Source organism: Hymenobacter terrestris (assembly GCF_013377905.1).
Lineage (GTDB): Bacteria > Bacteroidota > Bacteroidia > Cytophagales > Hymenobacteraceae > Hymenobacter > Hymenobacter terrestris.
Window position 1 is genome coordinate 46,749 of record NZ_JABKAV010000009.1, and the last position, 19,210, is coordinate 65,958.

Annotated in this window: 19 protein-coding genes; 10 read left to right on the plus strand and 9 right to left on the minus strand. The window is 58.6% G+C overall.

All coding sequences use genetic code 11. From position 1 onward, the window contains the following. The first annotated feature begins 6 nt into the window (after window positions 1-6). Complete coding sequence (locus HW556_RS05080; RefSeq protein ID WP_176898586.1) at window positions 7-831, plus strand: 2,3,4,5-tetrahydropyridine-2,6-dicarboxylate N-succinyltransferase; 825 nt, start codon at window positions 7-9, stop codon at window positions 829-831. A 282-nt stretch (window positions 832-1,113) separates the two neighbouring features. Then, a complete protein-coding gene (locus HW556_RS05085) occupies window positions 1,114-1,917 on the plus strand; it encodes a hypothetical protein (protein ID WP_176898587.1) in 804 nt (267 codons plus the stop codon). Window positions 1,918-1,996: 79 nt separating this feature from the next. On the opposite strand, the gene msrA is transcribed toward HW556_RS05085, so the two are convergent. Further along, window positions 1,997-2,536 carry a peptide-methionine (S)-S-oxide reductase MsrA gene (gene msrA, locus HW556_RS05090; protein WP_176898588.1) on the minus strand — a complete coding sequence of 180 codons (540 nt, stop codon included), beginning with the start codon at window positions 2,534-2,536 and terminating at the stop codon, window positions 1,997-1,999. Between the two features lie 189 nt (window positions 2,537-2,725). Then, on the minus strand, window positions 2,726-3,613 hold the full coding sequence (locus HW556_RS05095) for a 3-hydroxyacyl-CoA dehydrogenase family protein (protein WP_176898590.1): 888 nt from the start codon (window positions 3,611-3,613) through the stop codon (window positions 2,726-2,728). Between the two features lie 340 nt (window positions 3,614-3,953). Between HW556_RS05095 and HW556_RS05100 the strand changes: the two genes are divergently transcribed. Further along, entirely contained in the window at window positions 3,954-4,112 is a 159-nt protein-coding gene (locus tag HW556_RS05100) for a lmo0937 family membrane protein (RefSeq protein WP_019946626.1), read from the plus strand. 114 nt (window positions 4,113-4,226) lie between these two features. Here HW556_RS05100 and HW556_RS05105 read toward each other — a convergent pair whose 3' ends face one another. Together HW556_RS05105 and HW556_RS05110 are read right to left on the minus strand one after the other, a co-directional pair. Further along, window positions 4,227-5,063 (minus strand): hypothetical protein, encoded by an 837-nt coding sequence (locus tag HW556_RS05105; protein ID WP_176898591.1) that lies wholly within the window; start codon window positions 5,061-5,063, stop codon window positions 4,227-4,229. A gap of 125 nt (window positions 5,064-5,188) precedes the next feature. Further along, complete coding sequence (locus HW556_RS05110) at window positions 5,189-6,811, minus strand: ABC-F family ATP-binding cassette domain-containing protein (RefSeq protein WP_176898594.1); 1,623 nt, start codon at window positions 6,809-6,811, stop codon at window positions 5,189-5,191. A gap of 297 nt (window positions 6,812-7,108) precedes the next feature. On the opposite strand from HW556_RS05110, the gene HW556_RS05115 reads away from it, so the two are divergent. Both HW556_RS05115 and HW556_RS05120 read left to right on the plus strand, forming a co-directional pair. Further along, the gene (locus tag HW556_RS05115; protein ID WP_176898596.1) at window positions 7,109-7,582 is read left to right on the plus strand and encodes a DUF4199 domain-containing protein; all 474 of its coding nucleotides are present in this window, start codon (window positions 7,109-7,111) and stop codon (window positions 7,580-7,582) included. A 335-nt stretch (window positions 7,583-7,917) separates the two neighbouring features. Next, window positions 7,918-8,313, plus strand: a complete 396-nt coding sequence (locus tag HW556_RS05120; RefSeq protein ID WP_176898598.1) for a hypothetical protein — start codon at window positions 7,918-7,920, stop codon at window positions 8,311-8,313. Between the two features lie 218 nt (window positions 8,314-8,531). Here the strand turns inward: HW556_RS05120 and HW556_RS05125 are convergent, their stop codons facing one another. Next, on the minus strand, window positions 8,532-8,933 hold the full coding sequence (locus HW556_RS05125; RefSeq protein WP_176898600.1) for a hypothetical protein: 402 nt from the start codon (window positions 8,931-8,933) through the stop codon (window positions 8,532-8,534). 127 nt (window positions 8,934-9,060) lie between these two features. On the opposite strand from HW556_RS05125, the gene HW556_RS05130 reads away from it, so the two are divergent. Next, complete coding sequence (locus tag HW556_RS05130; RefSeq protein ID WP_176898602.1) at window positions 9,061-9,915, plus strand: murein L,D-transpeptidase catalytic domain family protein; 855 nt, start codon at window positions 9,061-9,063, stop codon at window positions 9,913-9,915. Between the two features lie 95 nt (window positions 9,916-10,010). On the opposite strand, the gene HW556_RS05135 is transcribed toward HW556_RS05130, so the two are convergent. After that, window positions 10,011-10,205, minus strand: a complete 195-nt coding sequence (locus HW556_RS05135; protein WP_176898604.1) for a hypothetical protein — start codon at window positions 10,203-10,205, stop codon at window positions 10,011-10,013. Window positions 10,206-10,381: 176 nt separating this feature from the next. Here HW556_RS05135 and HW556_RS05140 point away from each other — a divergent pair, with 176 nt between their 5' ends. Together HW556_RS05140 and HW556_RS05145 are read left to right on the plus strand one after the other, a co-directional pair. Then, window positions 10,382-11,191 (plus strand): M48 family metallopeptidase, encoded by an 810-nt coding sequence (locus HW556_RS05140; RefSeq protein WP_176898606.1) that lies wholly within the window; start codon window positions 10,382-10,384, stop codon window positions 11,189-11,191. Window positions 11,192-11,313: 122 nt separating this feature from the next. Then, window positions 11,314-12,252, plus strand: coding sequence for a diacylglycerol/lipid kinase family protein (locus HW556_RS05145; RefSeq protein ID WP_246289525.1), 939 nt, complete (start codon window positions 11,314-11,316; stop codon window positions 12,250-12,252). Here HW556_RS05145 and HW556_RS05150 read toward each other — a convergent pair. Both HW556_RS05150 and HW556_RS05155 read right to left on the minus strand, forming a co-directional pair. Next, complete coding sequence (locus tag HW556_RS05150; protein ID WP_176898609.1) at window positions 12,221-13,444, minus strand: metallophosphoesterase; 1,224 nt, start codon at window positions 13,442-13,444, stop codon at window positions 12,221-12,223. The genes HW556_RS05145 and HW556_RS05150 overlap by 32 nt on opposite strands. A gap of 81 nt (window positions 13,445-13,525) precedes the next feature. Next, a complete protein-coding gene (locus HW556_RS05155; protein ID WP_176898611.1) occupies window positions 13,526-14,158 on the minus strand; it encodes an LON peptidase substrate-binding domain-containing protein in 633 nt (210 codons plus the stop codon). A 207-nt stretch (window positions 14,159-14,365) separates the two neighbouring features. Between HW556_RS05155 and mtgA the strand changes: the two genes are divergently transcribed. Beyond that, window positions 14,366-15,109, plus strand: coding sequence for a monofunctional biosynthetic peptidoglycan transglycosylase (mtgA, locus tag HW556_RS05160; protein WP_176898613.1), 744 nt, complete (start codon window positions 14,366-14,368; stop codon window positions 15,107-15,109). 89 nt (window positions 15,110-15,198) lie between these two features. After that, window positions 15,199-15,669, plus strand: a complete 471-nt coding sequence (locus tag HW556_RS05165; RefSeq protein WP_176898615.1) for a YybH family protein — start codon at window positions 15,199-15,201, stop codon at window positions 15,667-15,669. A 620-nt stretch (window positions 15,670-16,289) separates the two neighbouring features. Here the strand turns inward: HW556_RS05165 and HW556_RS05170 are convergent. Then, entirely contained in the window at window positions 16,290-19,052 is a 2,763-nt protein-coding gene (locus tag HW556_RS05170; RefSeq protein ID WP_176898617.1) for a CHAT domain-containing tetratricopeptide repeat protein, read from the minus strand. Between the last annotated feature and the right edge of the window lie 158 nt (window positions 19,053-19,210).

Here is a 19,210-nt window from a genome sequence, read left to right on the forward strand (position 1 = left end):
ACCCCAATGACCGACCTGCAAACACTGATTGAAGCTGCCTGGAACGACCGGAGCCTACTGCAGCAGCCCACCACACTGCAAGCCATTGAGCACGTTATTGAAGAGCTCGACAAAGGGCGCCTGCGCGTGGCCCAGCCCGATGCCGGCACCGAAGGTGGCTGGCTGGTGAACGACTGGGTGAAAAAAGCCGTGATTCTCTACTTCCCAATCCGCCAGATGGAAACCATCGAAGTCGGCCCCTTCGAGTTTCGCGACAAAATGCGCCTCAAAACCGACTACCAGGGCCAGGGCGTGCGCGTGGTACCGCCCGCCGTAGCCCGCTACGGGGCCTACCTGGCCTCGGGTGTTATCCTGATGCCCAGCTACGTGAACATCGGCGCCTGGGTGGGCGAGGGCACCATGGTGGACACCTGGGCCACCGTGGGCTCCTGCGCCCAGATAGGGGCCGGCGTACACCTGAGTGGGGGCGTAGGCATTGGCGGCGTGCTGGAGCCCGTGCAGGCGGCTCCGGTTATTATCGAAGACGGTGCTTTCGTGGGCTCGCGCAGCATTCTGGTAGAAGGGTGCTTTGTAGGCCGGGAGGCCGTTATCGGGGCCGGCGTTACCATCACGGGCAGCACCCGCATTATCGATGTGACGGGCACCGAGCCCAAGGAGTACAGGGGGCACGTGCCGGCCCGCTCGGTAGTTATTCCGGGCATGGTGGCCAAGCAGTTCGCGGCCGGCGAGTACCAGGTACCCTGCGCGCTTATCATCGGCCAGCGCAAACCCAGCACCGACCTCAAAACCAGCCTCAACGACGCCCTGCGCGAGCACAACGTGGCCATCTAAGGTCACAGATATTGCCAATAGCGCACATTCGTGCTGGCTTCGGATGAAAAAATGATTGGATAGCCTAGATTTGCTTAGAGCCGTGGCCAGCCGATGAGCAGATAACCGGCTTAGTGGTTGGCCACCTATCTTTGAGAAGTTTTGATAACTAGCTTTCGACGTCCGTTAGCGCCAACAGAACGACGTGTCATCCGCTCGGCACGACACGAGTCTGCGTCATCCAATCATTTTTTCATCCGAAGCCAGCACGAATCTGCGCTATCGGCAACATCTGCAACATCTGTGATTAAGAATGTCGTATCGGCCGCGCAGGCCCGTGAGGAAGTGCGCGACTACGTGGCCCAGGAGCTGAGCCTCGACCCGGAAACCATCCAGACCCGCGTTGTTTTCAACCGTGAACTGCCTTGGGTAGACGGCCGTACCCGGCCCTGCTTCTTGGTAGAATGGGCCGAGCCCAATGGCCGCGACGGCGTAGCGCTGGCCGGACCTTATACCCACAACTTTTTCGAGTTTACCCGTGCCGAAGCGTATCAGCTGGGAGCTCAAAATGCCTGGCGCCAACAACTGCTCAATCTGTATGCTGGCTGCGAGCTGGTCGTGCACGCCCGCCTCACGCAGACGCTCACCGACGTGCCCGACCCTACGCGGCTGGCCGTTATTAAACAGAGCCTGCAGGAGCGCAGCAACTGGCGCGTAGCGGTTAACGTATCGTTGCGCGAGTTTCTGCGCCTGGGCACCGACGAGTACTACATCTTCAACGGTAGCTGGGTCTGGAACCCGCACTACCACTACTCGGCCGTTAAAGGCTTCGTGCCTTTCGGTGATAAAACCCTGATGACACTGCCCAAGCAGGAATTCATTCCGGTACGTTCGCACTCACCCTTCGAGGCCCTGCCCGAAGTAGGCGAAGACGGTGCCTACCCCGGCGAGCTGGTCAGCTTCATCATTGTGCGCAACGACCAGATTATCGAAACCCGCGACCTCGACCTCTATACCCGCACCCTGATGAACCAGGTGGCTACCTTCTACGCCCTTGGCCGCGACCAGGGCCCGTTTCAGATAGAAATGGCCCAGCAACAGGGATAAGCACAAAACCGAACAGCCATAAAAAAGCGGTCATCCTGAATTCAGGATGACCGCTTTTTTATGGCTGTTCGGTTTTAAACTATGCTACTTCGCTTTTCAGCTTGTCACCGAACACCGATTTCACTTTATCCACCTTGCTCTTGACCACAAACTGGCAGTAGGGCTGGCTGCGGTTCAAGTTGTAGTAGTTCTGGTGGTAGGCCTCGGCGGGGTAGAATGTCGGCAGGGGTAGGATTTCGGTGGTGATGGGGCCATCGAAGGCGTTGGCGTCAGCAAGCTTCTGCTTGTACGCTTCGGCCAGGCGTTGCTGCTCATCCGAGTGGGTGTAGATGCCCGAGCGGTACTGGGTGCCCGCGTCGTTGCCCTGGCGGTTGAGGGTGGTAGGGTCGTGAGTCTTCCAAAATACCTCCAGCAGGTCTTCGAAGCTGATAATGGTGGGGTCGTAGCTTACCTGAATTACCTCGTTGTGGCCCGTCAGGCCACTGCACACTTCCTTGTAAGTAGGGTTGGCAATGCGCCCGCCGGTGTAGCCCGACACGACTTTCTCTACGCCCTTCAGGTTCTGAAATACGGCTTCGGTGCACCAGAAGCAGCCGCCGCCAAATGTAGCTTGTTCCATAAAATTACAGATGTTGCAGATGAAAGGGATAACGCAGATTCGTTCTGCGTTATCCCTATAACGCCTTATGCCCGGTGGCTGTTCATAAACCCCGATAGAAAACCAGCAGGAGGAATTATCCACCCAGAACCAGTCTGATTCATCCCTTTCATCTGCAACGCATGCGCCGTGATTCAGCAGCTGGGTGCTTTACTTGCGGAACCGCTCGGCCAGCACCAGATCCTTGGTGCCGTGGGTCCAGGAGTAGAAACCTTCGCCCGACTTTACGCCCAGGCGGCCGGCCATTACCATGTTCACCAGCAGCGGGCAGGGAGCGTACTTGGGGTTGCCCAGGCCGTCGTGCAGCACCCGCATAATGGCCAGGCACACATCCAGCCCGATAAAATCGGCCAGCTGCAGCGGGCCCATGGGGTGGGCCATGCCCAGCTTCATCACTGTGTCAATCTCCTCAACGCCGGCTACGCCCTCGTGCAGCGAGATGATGGCCTCATTGATCATGGGCATCAGAATGCGGTTGGCTACAAAGCCGGGGTAGTCGTTGACTTCGGTGGGCGTTTTGCCCAACTGCCGCGACATCTCCATCACTTTAGCCGTCACCTCGTCGGAGGTGGCGTAGCCGCGAATCACCTCCACGAGCTTCATCACCGGCACCGGATTCATGAAGTGCATGCCAATAACCTGGGTGGGGCGCTTGGTAACGGCCGCAATGCGGGTAATGGAAATGGAGGAGGTGTTGGTGGCCAGAATTGCCTGCTCGGGCGCATACTGGTCTATTTCGCGGAAGATGTTGAGCTTGAGCTCCACGTTTTCGGTGGCCGCTTCTACAACCAGATCGGCCTGCAGAACTCCCTCCGAAAGGCTGGTGTAGGTGGTGATGCGGCCCAGGGTGGCTGTTTTATCGGTCTCGGCCAGGCTGCCTTTGCTTACCTGCCGGTCGAGGTTTTTTCCGATGGTCGCCATGCCTTTATCAAGGGCCGGCTGGTTGATATCGATGAGGGCAACTGCAAATCCGTGCTGGGCAAAAACGTGAGCAATGCCATTGCCCATCGTGCCCGAGCCAATAACGGCAACGTTCATAGAAGTGAGTGAAAACAGGGTGGGAAGAAACGAAAGCGCGCCGAATAAGGGGTGGGGGCGTGCCTTGGCAAAGCTACACCGAAACCCGGCCCCGCCCAATCTGGCAAACGAATACAAGCTGGGTAATGCACTTTTTTTGTATAGTCTAAATATGCCACTGGAGGTTCAGAAGGCGGTTTTTGTCTCGGAAGATGAAAAATAGATGAAGCCTAATAAAACCTTTTGGGCGAAGGTGCGCGTACAAACCCGCAGAATGTCTTCCGGCCCGCTAATCTTTCACTGCGAACCGGAAACGCTGTTTTCTCTCTCCCCTTTTTTCCCACTCTCTTCCTTTTCAACCATGGGTAATCTGTTGTACATCATCGCCGTCATTCTGGTCATCATCTGGGCTATCAGCTTCTTTGGCGGCTTCTTCACTGGCAGCATCATTCACGTTCTGCTCGTAATTGCCATTATCGTAATCCTGCTGCGCGTCATTCGAGGCGGTAGCGCGGTATAAGTACCGCACGGCATTCAGCTAACTGGAAACATAGGCTTTCCAAAAAACAAAGAAGCCCCGCTCAAGCAATTGAGCGGGGCTTCTTTGTGCGTGCCATATGGGCAAATTCAGAACTTATTTCAAATCGAAAAGGAAGTTGAAGCGAATTTCAGGCTGCCCGTAGGGCGACTTCCGGTTGCCCTGGTTGTCGATGCCGTCGTTGAAATTATAAAGCACCACGATGTCGGCGGCAAACCGCTCGCCAAACTGGCTGCGATAACCGGCACCGCCCAGCGGCGTGGTGGCTGTGGTATTGCTGGTTATCATACTACCCTGCGCAAACGTAGCCTCACCCCGCAGGCGGGTTACCTCGTATTCGGCGTGCACAAAAAACTGCTTGTACACCATGTACTGCGCGAAGGCCTTCAGCCCAAGGTTGTTGTACCGGATTTTTTCGGGGTAGCCGAACTGCTGGTTGAAGGGCGAATAGCTCACGTTGATGTAGGAGTAGCTGATGCCCGGTCCGATGGCAAACTTCTCCGTTACCCGGTAGCCAATGGCCGGGGCAATACTTGCATTAAACTGCCCGTCGCCGGCGTAGCTGCTGTAGCCCAATCCGAAGTTGGTGTACAGAAAGTACTTGCGCAGCGGTGGTGGGGGCGGTGCCACACCTGCCCGCTGGGGCAAATCCATGCCCGAGGGCCGGTTGGGGTCGTAGGGCGCGCGTGAGGCCGGTACGTTGGGGTCGGGTTGGTATACGGGCGGCGCGGTGGGCACTGGCAGCGGCTCGTTGGGGGCCGTGGCGGGCTCCCGCCGACGCCGGGCGGGTGCCGAGCCGGGCGGGGTCGTATTCAGCTGCGGCTTCACGGTACGAACTGTATCGGTCGGCGTTGTCGTCTGGGCGCGGGCAGCGGTAGGAACCAGCACAAGGCCGGTTCCGCCCAGCAGCAGCGAAAACAGAAGTCGTTTCATGTATATGGAGTAGATAGGAGAGTAGGTAACCGGCAACGGGTAAAAACGTGAAATGGTGCGCCACTGCTGTTCAATAACGCACCATTTTCTCTTCCCCGTATGTAACCTGAGGGCTGTTGCTAGCGCTACGAAACCAGTTGGTACATGCGGCGGCGCTGCTCGCGGATGTTCTCGTCGTTCAGATACTCCTCGTACGTCATGCGCCGGTCGATAACGCCGCCGGGCGTCAGCTCGATGATGCGGTTGGCCACGGTCTCAATCACCTTCAAATCGTGCGAGGCAAACAGCAGCGTGCCGTTGAATTCCTGCAGCGAGTTGTTGAGGGCCGTAATGCTTTCCAGGTCGAGGTGGTTGGTCGGGTCGTCGAGCGTGAGCACGTTGCCGCCTTCCATCATCATCTTGCTCAACATGCAGCGCACCTTCTCGCCGCCGCTCAGCACGTTGCTTTTCTTGAGCGACTCCTCGCCCGAGAAAAGCATCCGGCCCAGAAAACCGCGAATAAACGACTCGTCCTTCTCGGTGCTGTACTGGCGCAGCCAGTCCACCAGGTTCAGGTCGGTATCAAAAAACTCGGTGTTCTCCTTAGGGAAGTAGCTGGGAGTAATGGTGGTGCCCCACGCGAAGCTGCCGGTGGCCGGCTTCACCTGCTCGAACAGAATATCGAAGAGGAGGGAAGCCGCCCGGTCGTCGCGGCTCACCAGGGCCACTTTGTCGCCCTTGTCGAGCATAAACGACACGTTGCGGAAGATGGTCTGGCCGTCCACCTTGGCGCTCAGGTTTTCCACCGTCAGCAGCTGGTTACCGGCCTCGCGCTCGGGCTTGAACGCAATGTAGGGGTACTTGCGCGAGCTGGGCTTAATTTCTTCCAGCGTGAGCTTCTGGAGCAGTTTCTGGCGCGAGGTGGCCTGCTTGCTCTTCGAGGCGTTGGCCGAGAAGCGGCGCACAAACTCTTCCAGCTCCTTGCGCTTGTCCTCGGTTTTCTTGTTCACATCCTGGCGCTGGCGCAGCACCAGCTGGCTGCTCTCGTACCAGAACGAGTAGTTGCCGGGGTACATCGTAATCTTCGAGAAGTCAACGTCGGCCATGTAGTTACACACCGCGTCGAGGAAGTGGCGGTCGTGGCTAACCACAATTACCGTATTCTGGAACGAGTCAAGAAAGTTTTCGAGCCAGAGGACCGTTTCGGCATCAAGGCCGTTGGTGGGTTCGTCGAGTAGCAGCACATCGGGGTTGCCGAACAGGGCCTGGGCCAGCAGCACCCGCACTTTATCGGAGGTGCCCAGGTCGCCCATCAGGGTCTGGTGCTTGTTTTCGCCAATGCCCAGGCCTGAGAGCAGTTCGGCCGCCTCATACTCGGCGTTCCAGCCTTCGAGGTCGGCAAACTCGCCTTCCAGCTCGGCGGCCCGCTCACCGTCGGCGTCCGAGAAGTCGGCCTTGGCATACAGGGTGTCCTTCTCTTCCATCACCTTCCAGAGGCGGGTATGACCCATAATCACGGTCTGGAGCACCGGAAAGGCGTCGGCCGCAAACTGGTCCTGCTTGAGCACCGACAGGCGCGAGCCCTTGGGCATATCCACCGAGCCGGTGTTGGCTTCGATTTCGCCCGACAGGATTTTCAGGAACGTAGACTTGCCGGCGCCGTTGGCCCCGATGAGACCGTACACGTTGCCCGGCATGAATTTGATGGTAACGTCTTCAAACAAAACGCGCTTGCCGTAGCGCAGGCTTACGTTGGAGGTGCTTATCATAGAGAGAAGTAGGCAAAAAAGAAAGCAACAGACGGCTGGCAGCACTGGGTACTGCGTAGCCGGCCGCAAAAGTACGGAAATTGCCCTCGCCGTTGCATTATCGGGACGTACGCTACGGCAGAAGGGCAAAAAATAGCAATAAATGACAACCAGCCACCCATCAAGCTTGTATAAAGTGAGACAGAGCTTTTCCGGGCCGTCTAAAGCCAACATGCTACTTGGCTCGACTGGTTCCTGCGCTGATCCGCCAAAGCCCACCATTCCTGTTTTTACACCTTACCCTTTGATGCTCGTTTTATGGCTGATTCCACAATTACTCCCGAAACCAACGGCGTCCGCTACGGTCTCTATACATCAGTAGGCATGATGGTGTACTTCGTTGCTGCTTCGTTTATCAACCTGACCGAACGCATCGAATTTAGCTTCCTGAACGGCTTGATACTGGCCGTAGGGGTGTGCTTTGCCATTGTGCGCTTCAAGCGCAGCCGCGACGGCCGAATGGCTTATTTAGCGGGTTTTGGTACTGGTATTATTACGGCGCTTATTGCCTCCATCGCCTTTGGTTTATTCTTTATTCTTTACGCTGGCGTCATCAACCCCGGTATCATGGATGGCCTGCAGGCCCAGGATCTGTTCGGCTACGATCTGTCGGTAACCATTGCCTTCCTTGCCATCATTCTGCAGGGAGCTATGTCGGGCATGATAATTTCGCTCATTGCCATGCAATACTTCAAGAGCCCCGAACACCAGCCCATGACAGGCCTGGAGTAGGCCGGTGTTCAGCCAAAGCGGGTAATGCAAGCTATGCGCAATGGCTTGTATTACCTTTTTTTATTTTAATGAATTGACATTCAGTATTTTGTAAGCTGTTTGATGCATTTCGTCAACTGGTAGAATCAGTAAAGTGGGTTATTACAGGAAGATATAATAAATACATTATTCTAATATATAGTTTGTTTAAAATGATACAAGGGGGCATTAATGTGGCTTTTTTTTTATATTATTGTATGATGGATATGGGGCTGATGGAATTTTCTGTAGAACCAATTGGTTCTGCTACCAGCTGGGTTCATTAGCCTCCCCGCCCTACAGCAAGCACACTTATTATGAAAGCGCTTTTCTTTACTCTCCTCTTCATTGCTAGCCTGGGCTCGGTAGCGCAGGCCCAAAAGCAAGAGCACCATGCCGAACGACCTGATGGTATCGACCAGACAGTTGTGCAGGCTGAGGCGCTAACTCGGCAGATGACGGCGCAACTACACCTGAACGAAGGGCAGATTGCCCGCCTTTACAAGGTCAACACCATTAAAGTAGCCCAAGCTGATGAAATTCAGTGGCTGCACCATCAGAACCCGGTGCAGATGCAACAGGCACTCTCAGAGCTGCAGTCGCATTACGATGCCGAGTGCAGCCGCATTCTGACCCCTACGCAGCTCAGCCTCATGCGTGGGCCGCAGCCTGCTCCAGCCCCGCAACCAGACACCGATGGCGGGCTAGGATAAATAAGGTATCTGCAGAAGCCAGCTCTAGCAGCCAATCCAATTCCGGCCGCTTCCGATTTTAACTCGGGAGCGGCCGGAATTTTGTTGTACCACGACGAAAAGGCTGATTGCGCACCGGTTTCGGGAGGTTACTCGTGCGCGGAAGAGAAACGCTTCAGATCCGACATGGTATCGGGAAGGCCGTCTATTAAGATATATAGAAGATTCGTCCCGTTTAATTATTGGGTTTGCACGGGCAGAATAACCTCTGTAACGGTGCCAGTAGCGCCGCTACGCAACATCACGCGGTTGGTAGCGGCCCGTGGATGACTGGGGGCGCATTGCGCGCCCGGGGCTACATAGTAGATGTATATTTTGTCACTCTGCTCGCCCAACTCCTCCTCATCCGGATGCCCCAGCAGTTCTGTTATATCATTAATGCGCGCCTCAAACAGATCTGAACGGTGCTTTTCGAGGATTGGTAAAAGCGTAGCGCGCTGCCCACGGCAGCCGTAGGGGTCGGCGCGCCAAACAGCGGCATCGAAACCGGGCAGGCTTGGCAGCGCGTGGCCACAGCCAGAAAGAGCAAACAACGCCGCTGGGAGTAGCAGCCAGGATAAGCACAATGCAGGGATTTTCATGAGCAGGAAAACCAGGAAGCCGGGGGCAGTTTTGCAGAAAAGATGCTAATTTTGAACTGACCCCGATTGTGGGACATTGCAAGGTACCGCCAAATTCTCTGCTTCCCGTAACGCTCACTGCAGGCCCATGACGAAGTTGCCGACGCTGACCGCCGGATTTATCCTGACCTTATTCAGCAGTTTCACCCCTGCCGGGCGAGTTTCGAGTGCGCCAGGGGCTGCTCCCGCCGAAGCAGTGGCTGTAGTACCTGCCAGTTTTCGCCCCAATCTGTTGGTGCCCTCGCTACTGAATCCGGCTGAGCGCACAAGTTACCTGGCTGCTTTTGAGCAGCATGTGGCTCGTACTTACCTTCGGGCCGGGCTGATGGGGGCCGCGCTGCCGCTGCCCGTGTATCGGCAGGCGCTGCTGGGCTTCTACAACCTGCAGCAGCAAGGCCAGATCCAGGCCGGCACCCGCACCCTCACTATTGCCGATTTCAGCCAGTCGAGCAACCGCGAGCGGCTGTGGGTGGTTGATGTGACCGAAGGCCGGCTGCTGCATCATACACTGGTGGCGCACGGCAAGAATACAGGGGAGGAATTCGCCCGCAATTTCTCCAATGTGGAGGGTTCCGAGAAAAGCAGCCTGGGCTTCTACGTTACCGGCCCCACTTACCAAGGCAAGCACGGCCTGTCGTTGCGGCTGCAGGGCGTAGATGCGGGCTACAACACCAATGCCCGCACCAGAGCAATAGTAGTGCATGGGGCCGATTATGTGAGCAAGGCCTTTGCCAGCCAGCACGGCCGGTTGGGGCGCAGCCAGGGCTGCCCAGCGCTGCCGGCCGCCGAATCGGCCGCCATTATCCGGACGATAAAGGGTGGCACAGTGCTCTACATTCACGGTCCGGCGCAGGTTAGCTACCGCTCGAACCTGCTGGAACTGGATGCCGCATTAGTGGCTTTCGCCCGTGAGCAGCAGCGTTTGACCTCGCGGCCGGGCTAACCCTGGCCCAGGTATCAGACCGCACGTCGTTCAACACAAAGCCCGCCGCCGGTACGTACCGGTGGCGGGCTTTGTGTTGAACGACGTGCGGGCGCTTAGGTCCGGTCGCTGGTTGTGCGTACCAGATTGATGCCGGCAAGGAAGAATATAAGGCCCACAACAAAAGGTACCAGTGAATTCATTTTGCTCAGGCCCATGCCCCCAATCTGCAGGAAGGCCAGTGCCGCCCATATAATGCCAACAATGCCGAGGACGGTAAGAATGCTGCCAAAAGTGCGTTTCTGATTCATAATCGGGGAGAAGAAGGGTGAAGGAGGGGAAACCCGAACGGGAAAGAGGTCGGTACGGAGCCTGATACGTGACCCGGGTAGTATAAGGTTTAGGCCAGGGGCGCAACCCTAGCCGCGTGGCCGCGTTACGAAACGCCAACAACCTCCCTTTCTTCCAATCCTTTTTCTCTCCTGCTATGCGTGGTAACATCCGCTACCTGCTGGCCCTGTTGATGGCCGCGTTTGCTTTCATTCCCTATTACTGCAACACCCAGAAAAACGAGGTGACCGGCGAGGTGCAGCACGTCAATATGTCGGCCGATCAGGAAATTGCCCTCGGCCTGCAGGCCGCCCCCGAAATGGCGGCCCAGTACGGCGGTCTGCACCCCGATCAGGAGGCCCGCGCTGCAGTAGAGCGTATCGGGCAGAAAATTGTGCAAAGCACCAAAGCCAGCCAGACGCCTTACCAGTTCAAATTTCATCTGCTGGCCGATGAGAAGACCATTAATGCATTTGCCCTGCCCGGCGGCCAGATTTTCATCACGGCCGGCCTGCTGAAAAACCTGACCACTGAAGGCCAGGTGGCCGGCGTGCTGGCCCACGAAATCGGGCACGTAGTAGCCCGGCACTCGGCCGAACAGGTGGCCAAGTCGAAGCTGACCAACGGCCTGACCGGGGCCGCCGCCATTGGCCTCTACGACCCCGAGCGGCCCGGTACGGCCGCCAGTGCCGCCGCCGCCGCCATGGTAGGTAAGCTGCTGACGATGCGCTACGGCCGTGAAGATGAGCTGGAAGCCGACCGGCTGGCCGTGGACTTCACGCCCCCTGCCGGCTACGATCCGCGTGCCATGCTGCAGGTAATGGAAGTGCTGGACCGCGGCAACGGCAGCGGCAACCCGCCCGAATTCCTGAGCACCCACCCCAACCCCGGTAACCGAATCCAGGAAATTCAGCGCGATATTCAGTCCGATTTTCCGCAGGGGCTGCCGGCCGGCCTCAAGCCGTAATTACGGCGCGCGTTCCGCTCTTTTTTCGCTTACACGAATATAGCCGGCAGCCTAGCCGGCTATATTCGTGTAGAGCCAACAGCCATCTGGACTTCGCCATAGGCCTCTGCTACCGATACGCTATGAAAACCGCATCTTCGGGTCCGTTGCAGCGGTTGCTGTTCGTGCTCAACCCCATATCGGGCGACATCAATAAAAGCCAGCTTCGCGACACCATTGCCGCGTACTGCGCCGAACGGGGCCGCCAGGCCGAGTTTTTTGACACGGCCGGCGAGCAGGACCTGGACCGCCTGCGCCACCTGCTGACTGCCGCCCAGCCGCCCGATGCCGTGTTTGCCGCCGGTGGCGACGGCACGGTGAGTATGGTAGCCGAGGCGCTGGCGGGCAGTGTGGTGCCGCTGGGCATTCTGCCCCTGGGCTCGGGCAACGGCATGGCTAAAGACTTGGGCATTCCGCTCGCCCTGACCGACGCGCTGGCCCTTACCTGGCAGCACGACATCCGGCAGTTGGACACGTTGCGGGTGGGCGGTCGGTTCACGGTGCACTTAGCCGATATGGGCTTCAATGCCTGCGTGGTAAAGCGCTTTGCCGAAGGCGACGTGCGTGGCCCCGGCGCTTACGTACGCATTGCTACCCAGGAGTATGGTAGCTACGAGCCCGGTACCTACCACATCGAAACCGAGCACGAAAACTGGCAGGGGGATGCCTTTATGCTCACCATTGCCAACGCCAATACCTTTGGCAGCAACGTGGTTATCAACCCCGACCGGGAACTGGACGACGGGCAATTTGAAATATGCCTGATTGCGCCCTTCCCAGGGAGGGCGGCCCCCGGCCTGCTCTATCGCCTGTACACCAGTGATTTTGATAGTTCGGACTACACCCACCGCCTGAGCTGCCACCGCGCCCGCATTACGGTGCCCGGTGCCAGCGAAGTGCTGGTACAGCTGGATGGCGAGCCGTATATGCTCTCCTGTCCGGTCGAAATCAGCCTGCAGCCGCGCAGCCTGCGGGTGCTGGTGCCGCCCGTTATGGCCGTGGCACCTCAGCCGCGTCTGTAGCACCAGCCGCTGGTTCGGGGGCCGCGCTCGGACCAGGGCTGAGCTGCAGCCGGAATACCTCGGGCGTGCCCGTGGGGGTTTCGTAGGTGCGAAGCCAGGTTTCGTGGGGGCCATAGAAGTCCAGCCCAAAAAAGCCTTGGTGCTCGTGCACAAAGGTGGCCTGCCCCCCGGCCTGTACGAAGGCCGTTTTACTACCGGCCCCGCTCACCAGGTAGTGGCCTCCGCTACGCTCAAAATACTGCAGGTTATGGTCGTGGCCGGCGGCGTAAATAACGCCGGGGAATTCGTGGAGTACCCGCAGCAGCCGGCGGCGCATTCGGCGGTAGCGGGGGTGGGCCATGTCTTCGGCCGCGCCCACCGTTTTGCGGTACAACGGCAGCAGCGAGCCAATGAACGGTAGCGGAACATACGCCCGCTTATTGACCGTAGTGAGCGGAAACACGTGCTGCTTGGCGGTAAACTTGCCCCCATGCAGGGCATTGGAGTACAGCGGATGGTGTCCGGCCACCAGCACCTGCTGATGACGGTTAGCTTGCAGCAGCGCCCGCAGCTGGCGGAAGGGTCGCCACGCATCGGCCGCCGGCCGGGGGCCATTCTGCACCCACCACTGGGTATTAAGCACAATCAGGAGCAGGCCCTCGGCAAGCTGCAGGCTCACCGGGCCAGGGGCACCATCAACAGGCAGAAAGTGAGCTGTGGGCAGATGCTCGCGCACATAGGCCTCCTGGCGGCGCAGGTACTCCCAGCCATCGGAGCGGCCCTTGTTCCAGTCGTGGTTTCCGCTGAGCAGTACCACCCGACCATCGAACCGGCCCAATGCCGCCAACAGAGCGTTAAAACGGGCCTCGGCAGCAGCCCGACCGGAGGCGTAGGGGGCCGGCAGTCCCACCGGATAAATATTGTCGCCGAGCAGCACTACCGTACCGGCCGGGCCGGCATCCCGCTGCCATTGTTCGAGCAGCTGCAGCACGGGGTCGGAGCCATCGGTGGCCAAGGCGCCAACGTCGCCGAGCAGGGCCACCCGGTGGTAAGGCTCGCGGCTGGGCTGGGACCGACTCGCCCAGTTATGGGCGCTGGGGGCCACGTAGGGACGGCGGCGGTAATTTCGCTCCTGCATGTAGCGCCGGGCCAGCCACAGGGTTAGCAGCCCGGCCAATGCAAGTAAGGCGTAAAAGAAGTAGTCGATAGTCATCAGTTTATGCCTGAAAGACGGAGCCGCATACGGGAGCTGGGCCTCTTTCAGTGGCTGCTATTATCAACTACGTATCGAACCCTAAAAAGTAGGTGGCGTAAGATTTTTGAAGTGGCCGTTGAGGCGCACGCGCTCCTTAAGGCGCTCAGTTTCCTGCAGTACGGGCAGAATGTGCTCGAGGTGGCGAAGCGCCATTATCTGCCGCTCGGCTTCAGTATCAGCCTCCAGTAGCTCGTATTCCTGCTCGGTACTCATGCCCAACTGGTGGGCTACATCGTAAATGCGGAAGCCGTCGGGCAAGTCGAGAAACAAGCGGCGCAGGCCCAGAATGCCATAGAGTTGCTCAATCAGCACACGGGTGCGGGCGTGCAGGGCCGGGTCGGCGTCCCGGTCATCGGTCAGGTCGCGCACGGTAGCTCCGGCATAGAGCTTACCGGGCAGCTCGCGCTGAAAATCGTCCATTTCAAACACCCCAATAGCTTTGGTCCGGATGTCGAGCTCGCCCGAAGGATAGTTCTTTTCCACATCTAAAAGGCGCACCTCAGTACCGCGGCGGCTTACGCCCCCGTTCAGATAGGGCGTAATACCGAAGGTAATGCCCTCCATCAGGCAGTCGCGCACCAACTGCCGGTAACGGGGCTCGAAGATGTGCAGATTGAGCTTTTCGCCGGGAAATACGACCAGATTAAGCGGAAACAGAGCGAGTTGACGCATAAAGCAAGCGGGGAGAATAGGAGATGCTGGAGCAGGAAGCTACGGGCCCAGTAGCGTAATAACAATGCCAGTACCCAAATATTCCCGGCCCGGCCGGCGCTTTATTTGGTAGGTTGCAGCGGTTGGGGTACAGGGTTAGCGCAAAGAGCCACTATTTTTGCCCCAACTTCAAAGTCGGGTGAAAGCCTTTTCCAAGCTGTTGAGCGCGTGAGAGATTTTAAACAGATTGCCCGCCGGACGGGCCGGATAGCCCTGCAGGTGCTGGCCGTGGCCTTTCTGACCTCGGTGGCCTGGGTGCTGCTGTACCGTTGGGTGAGCCCGCCCGCCACCTGGCTGATGCTCGACCGCCGGGCCCACGCCCCGGTTGGCCTAGGCTACCACGGCATCCGCGAAGCCAACCGCCGCATTCAGTACGACTTCAAAAGTCTGGCCGACGTATCGTCCGAGCTGCCGCTGGCTCTGGTGGCGGCCGAAGACCAGCGGTTTCTGCTGCACCACGGCTTCGATGGCGACGCACTGCTAAAGGCGGCCAAATCGAACCTGAGCGGCAGCAAGCAGCTGCGCGGCGGCAGCACTATTACGCAGCAGGTGGCCAAAAATGTGTTTCTATGGCAGGGCCGCAGCTATGTGCGCAAGGCCGCCGAGGCCTACTTTACCTTGCTCATCGAGCTGCTATGGGACAAGCGCCGCATTATGGAAATGTACCTGAACGTGGCCGAAATGGGCGACTGTATTTTCGGGGCTGAAGCCGCCTCGCAGGCCTATTTTGGCAAGCCGGCTGCTAGGCTAAGTGCCGCCGAGGCCGCCCTTTTGGCCGGTGTACTGCCCAACCCGCTCCGTTTCCGGGCCAGCAACCCGGGGCCCGTCGCCCGCTCCAAGCAGCGCCGGGTACTGCGCCGAATGCGCGCCCTACGCGGCACCGAATACGTGCGGGAGCTAATGGGAAAGTAAGCTAGTCAATTAACGAACCGGATGCTGAGCGGAGCCGAAGCATCCGGTTCGTTAATTAATTATTCCAGTCCAGTTAAGTCCCGTTCGCCATGAAACGCTTGCTATTACCACTGCTATTGCTGGCTTCGGTGGCCACATGGCTGCCCGCCTGCTCACCGCGCCTGTCTGCAACGCTTACACCAGATACCGAGGCCGCTGCCCGCCACGATATGCTGGCGGTGCTAAGCACCCAAACGGCTGCCTGGAACCGCGGCGACGTGGCCGGCTTCATGGAGGGCTACTGGCAGAACGATTCGCTGGTGTTTATCGGCAAAAGCGGCCTCACCTACGGCTGGCAGCCCACCCTCGACAACTACCGCCGCAGCTACCCCAACCCGGCTGCCATGGGCCAGCTCGATTTCAGTCGCCTGCAAATCCGGCTTCTCAGCCCCGATGTAGCCCAGGTTATCGGCCGCTGGCACCTGGCCCGCCCTGCCGCCGGCGACTTGCAGGGGCATTTTCTGCTGGTGATGCGCCGCATAGCCGGTAAGTGGGTGGTAGTGGCCGACCATTCGAGCTAGAGCGGATTTCAAGTGATGTACAATATCCCAATTGCTTTGGCGTGGTAAACCCAGCCCGGCCCGAAGCAACGATTAATAGCCCATTTGAATAGGAAACCGGATGGTCCAAGTAAATTGAAAAGTGCTATTTAGTATTTCGAATAAACCACGCGGTAGTGGCGCTTTACAATACCTAGAAGCAGGTATAATTTGGGGCCGTATAGCCTGAAAAACTAACTGTAAATTCGGCCTGTTTCGTCTGGCCTACTGGGTTATGCCGCTAACTATGCCCAATAGTGAATTATTTCGCTCTGCCTGTGGCGGGCGCGCAGGGCAGCGTACGCAAGTTGGCCAGCTGCACCACACTCGCAATCTAGTGGCTGTATTCGGTTCCATTCACGTCTTGAAAAGGCCGGTCGCGGGTGCTGTGGGCGCGGGCCAAGCTAGGACGCCGGTTCCGGAGTTTCAGGCGTCGAGGATGGCCAGCACCTCGCTCTCGGTCCCGGCCCGCATCTGGATGTCGCCGAGCAGGGCACCCAGTTAGTCGTCGTGCAAATGATTTCGCCCCTTGTACTTACCAGGGGGATTCTTTGGAGGTGTCACAAGGTACCAAGGCCTCATCGAGGCTGTCTGCTTGTTGTTCATTCTCCAACCAATACAAAAGCGCCCCAGTAATAGGGCTCGGGATGCTGCTTCCTGACCTGTTGTTGGGCCGCCAACAGGGCTGCCCGCTTGCTGGACCCGGCCAGCCAAAACCGGTAAAAGGTGGTCATCAGCTCTTGGGTGACGGCGTCATCCACTTTCCACAAACTCATCATAAGGGTGCGGGCTCCGGCGACAGTGAAGCCGCGTTGCAGCCCGTACACGCCCTCTCCGGCCTGCACCTGCCCCAGGCCCGTCTCGCAGGCCGAAAGAACGACGAGTTCCGTTCCCTGCAAGTCCAGCAGCGAGGCCTCGTAGGCAGTCAGGATGCCGTCTTCGGTGTCCGGCTTGCTGGGGGCATCCCGAAAGTTGCTCACCCCGGCCAGCAGCAGGCCGGCGCGTAGCATGGCGTCATTGGCTAGCTCCCCCTTCACAGCATCCGGTGGCCCTTTACCGACCGGGGCCGCCGCTAGAAAGAAGCCGTGGGTTGCCAGATGCAGTACGCGGGGGCGGCGCACCTGCCGCACATTTTCCTCCGTTGCCGCCGCGCCCACCAACTGCTGGTTGGGCCAGTTGGCGGCGCGCAACAGCGAGTCGAGCGCGGCCAGCTCCCGGGCCGTGCCGGGCAGGGGCGAAACTTCCCCCGCCGCCAACCAGTAATCAGAGCGGGAGTAGGTACTGCGTGGCGTCGCGCTGGCCACGGGCAGCGCGGCGGTGAAGGTAGCCGGGGGTAGCGCACCGGGAGCAGGCTCTGGCGGGTTTGCCGGCAAGTTCTTGATGCGGAATGCAGGGTCACCGACCAGCACCGCATGGGCCGGGCGGGAGGAGGGGGACGTATCCGGCTGCGGGCTTCGCAACAAGTCCCGGGTGCTGCCCACCAGGCGAAGGTCAAGCTCGTCGAGCAGGTAGCGGCCCGTGGCCGGATTCTGCAGGGTCGCCAGGTTGAGCTGCAGATAAACTCCGTCGGCGGAAAGGTATACGGTCGACGTTCCCGGAGGAATAGCGCGGGCAATAGGCCCCCAGTAGGTTTCATATAAGGATTTGGCATCCGCCGGGCCGCGCGTGCTGCTGACGCTAAGTGACCCCCAGGTGCGAACCGGCGTATGATGGAGCCGTCGATAAGCCTGCATCGCCCGCTGCTCCAACTCATTGCCGTTCTTCAACACCACCAGTTGGGGGGCCGCGCTGGTCGGCGTCGTGATGTAAGCGGAATAGTAAATGGTATCGGTAAATGAGCGGCGAAACCAGCGGTAGCGCACCAGTTCCACGGCTACTTCGCCGGATTTTAAGGCCTGCTGAACCTGCTGTTGAGTGGTCGTCGGCATGCCCGCCTCGCGGCGAAAAGCGGCTGATCCGACCGTTAAACTTCGTTCCAGCTCGTTAGCCAGCGAATCGAGGCGGACGGGGTCAAGTCCCCGTTTCTGCTGCTGGGCGAGCGGCAGTGAGTAGGCGGTAGCCAACTGGCGCTTTAGCGTCTGCCAGTGCTTGAAAGAGCGGATAACGGTGGTGTCTTCGCTGGCCCGTAGCCGGCGTTCCAGGCCGGCAGTGGTAGCCAGCAGCAGTCCTTTCGTGAACAGGACCTGATCATAGGCCCGGGCAGTGCCCTCGGAAGCCGGCGCCACCTGTTGGGCCAGCAGACTGTGGTAGCGCTCGGTATCCCTGGAAATGGTGGCTAAGAATTGCTGCTTTTCCCGTTCGCTCAGGCCGGGCAACGTCCGGCGCAGCAGGTTTAGCCAGATGGCATTGCCCTGGGCACTTGCGGCTTCGGCCGCCGCGTAACGGCCCGTTAACGCGTAAATCGATGATAAGTCGTTCAGTACGGCGGCATAGTAAGGATGGTGAGGGCCAAATGTTTGTTCGTATATGGCCAGCACTTCCTTGATCAACGGCTCTGCCCCGGCGTAGCGCCTGGTCAGTTCATAATTAGTAGCCAGCACCCGAAGCGAATTAGCATACTTGTCCGGGTGCTTGCGCCGGTTTTTCCGGGCAATGGCCACCGCTCGCATATGTAGCGCAGTGGCCTCCTGAAGCCGGCCCAGGTGTTCATAAACCACCGCTAGGTTGCTGAGAGAACTTCGGTGCCTGGCCGGAAAGAGCAGCCGAAAGCCATAGCGCTTTTCTACCGCCATTATCTCTTCGCAGATTACGGCGGCCTCCGCATTGCGTCCCTGTTCTAGGTAAATATGCGCGAAACTCTCCAGGTGGGAAATATGGTTGATGACGACCATCAGCGGATACCGATTGAAGGTTCGCCGGCTGACGGCGATTAATTCTTTGCCAATTCGTTCGGCCTCTTCCAGGCGGCCCATGATGCGGTAGTGGTCGGCCAGGTTATCGAGGGTGACGGCGTACAGCACGGCATCGTAATCAAACCCCATCACGCCGGAATGCTGCTCAAAGGCTTGCTTGCGAACCCCCAGGCCAACTTTGAGAAGGGGCTCTGCCTCGGCGTAGCGCCCCACCAAGGTATAAAGCACCGCCAGGTTGTTTAAGGAAGTGACGTAAGAGCGATGGTGCTCCCCCAGGGCTTGCCGGGCTGCTTCCACGGTCTGTTCGGCCAGGCGAACCCCCTGCTCATACCGGGCGGCATTGTAATAGATGTAGCGGTGAACTTGCCGGTTTAAAGAATTGATCCGCGAGGCGCTGTTCGCTTGGCCCCAGGCTTGCCGACCACCAAGCAGTGCGAGCACAACCGCTAGTGCCAGCAGATGCCTGCGCAGTACAGGCAGGCAATTCAACGCATTCCCTGGGAAACAGGACATGGCCAGCGGATTTATAAGCAGGTGGCTTGATAATATATAGCAATATAATCAAATAAAATGAATGAATAATATCAATTAAGAAAGCAGTAAAGGGTTGTAACGCATTGCCAGGTAACGTGGGTAAAAAGGCTTGATACTTTCCCACGGTCCCCTATGCG

What these genes read in the sequence shown, in the direction of transcription:
- HW556_RS05080 (WP_176898586.1), top strand. Translation starts at nt 7, where the DNA reads ATGACCGACCTGCAAACACTGATTGAAGCTGCCTGGAACGACCGGAGC.
- msrA (WP_176898588.1), bottom strand. Translation starts at nt 2,536, where the DNA reads ATGGAACAAGCTACATTTGGCGGCGGCTGCTTCTGGTGCACCGAAGCC.
- HW556_RS05095 (WP_176898590.1), bottom strand. Translation starts at nt 3,613, where the DNA reads ATGAACGTTGCCGTTATTGGCTCGGGCACGATGGGCAATGGCATTGCT.
- HW556_RS05100 (WP_019946626.1), top strand. Translation starts at nt 3,954, where the DNA reads ATGGGTAATCTGTTGTACATCATCGCCGTCATTCTGGTCATCATCTGG.
- HW556_RS05105 (WP_176898591.1), bottom strand. Translation starts at nt 5,063, where the DNA reads ATGAAACGACTTCTGTTTTCGCTGCTGCTGGGCGGAACCGGCCTTGTG.
- HW556_RS05110 (WP_176898594.1), bottom strand. Translation starts at nt 6,811, where the DNA reads ATGATAAGCACCTCCAACGTAAGCCTGCGCTACGGCAAGCGCGTTTTG.
- HW556_RS05115 (WP_176898596.1), top strand. Translation starts at nt 7,109, where the DNA reads ATGGCTGATTCCACAATTACTCCCGAAACCAACGGCGTCCGCTACGGT.
- HW556_RS05120 (WP_176898598.1), top strand. Translation starts at nt 7,918, where the DNA reads ATGAAAGCGCTTTTCTTTACTCTCCTCTTCATTGCTAGCCTGGGCTCG.
- HW556_RS05125 (WP_176898600.1), bottom strand. Translation starts at nt 8,933, where the DNA reads ATGAAAATCCCTGCATTGTGCTTATCCTGGCTGCTACTCCCAGCGGCG.
- HW556_RS05130 (WP_176898602.1), top strand. Translation starts at nt 9,061, where the DNA reads ATGACGAAGTTGCCGACGCTGACCGCCGGATTTATCCTGACCTTATTC.
- HW556_RS05135 (WP_176898604.1), bottom strand. Translation starts at nt 10,205, where the DNA reads ATGAATCAGAAACGCACTTTTGGCAGCATTCTTACCGTCCTCGGCATT.
- HW556_RS05140 (WP_176898606.1), top strand. Translation starts at nt 10,382, where the DNA reads ATGCGTGGTAACATCCGCTACCTGCTGGCCCTGTTGATGGCCGCGTTT.
- HW556_RS05145 (WP_246289525.1), top strand. Translation starts at nt 11,314, where the DNA reads ATGAAAACCGCATCTTCGGGTCCGTTGCAGCGGTTGCTGTTCGTGCTC.
- HW556_RS05150 (WP_176898609.1), bottom strand. Translation starts at nt 13,444, where the DNA reads ATGACTATCGACTACTTCTTTTACGCCTTACTTGCATTGGCCGGGCTG.
- HW556_RS05155 (WP_176898611.1), bottom strand. Translation starts at nt 14,158, where the DNA reads ATGCGTCAACTCGCTCTGTTTCCGCTTAATCTGGTCGTATTTCCCGGC.
- HW556_RS05165 (WP_176898615.1), top strand. Translation starts at nt 15,199, where the DNA reads ATGAAACGCTTGCTATTACCACTGCTATTGCTGGCTTCGGTGGCCACA.
- HW556_RS05170 (WP_176898617.1), bottom strand. Translation starts at nt 19,052, where the DNA reads ATGTCCTGTTTCCCAGGGAATGCGTTGAATTGCCTGCCTGTACTGCGC.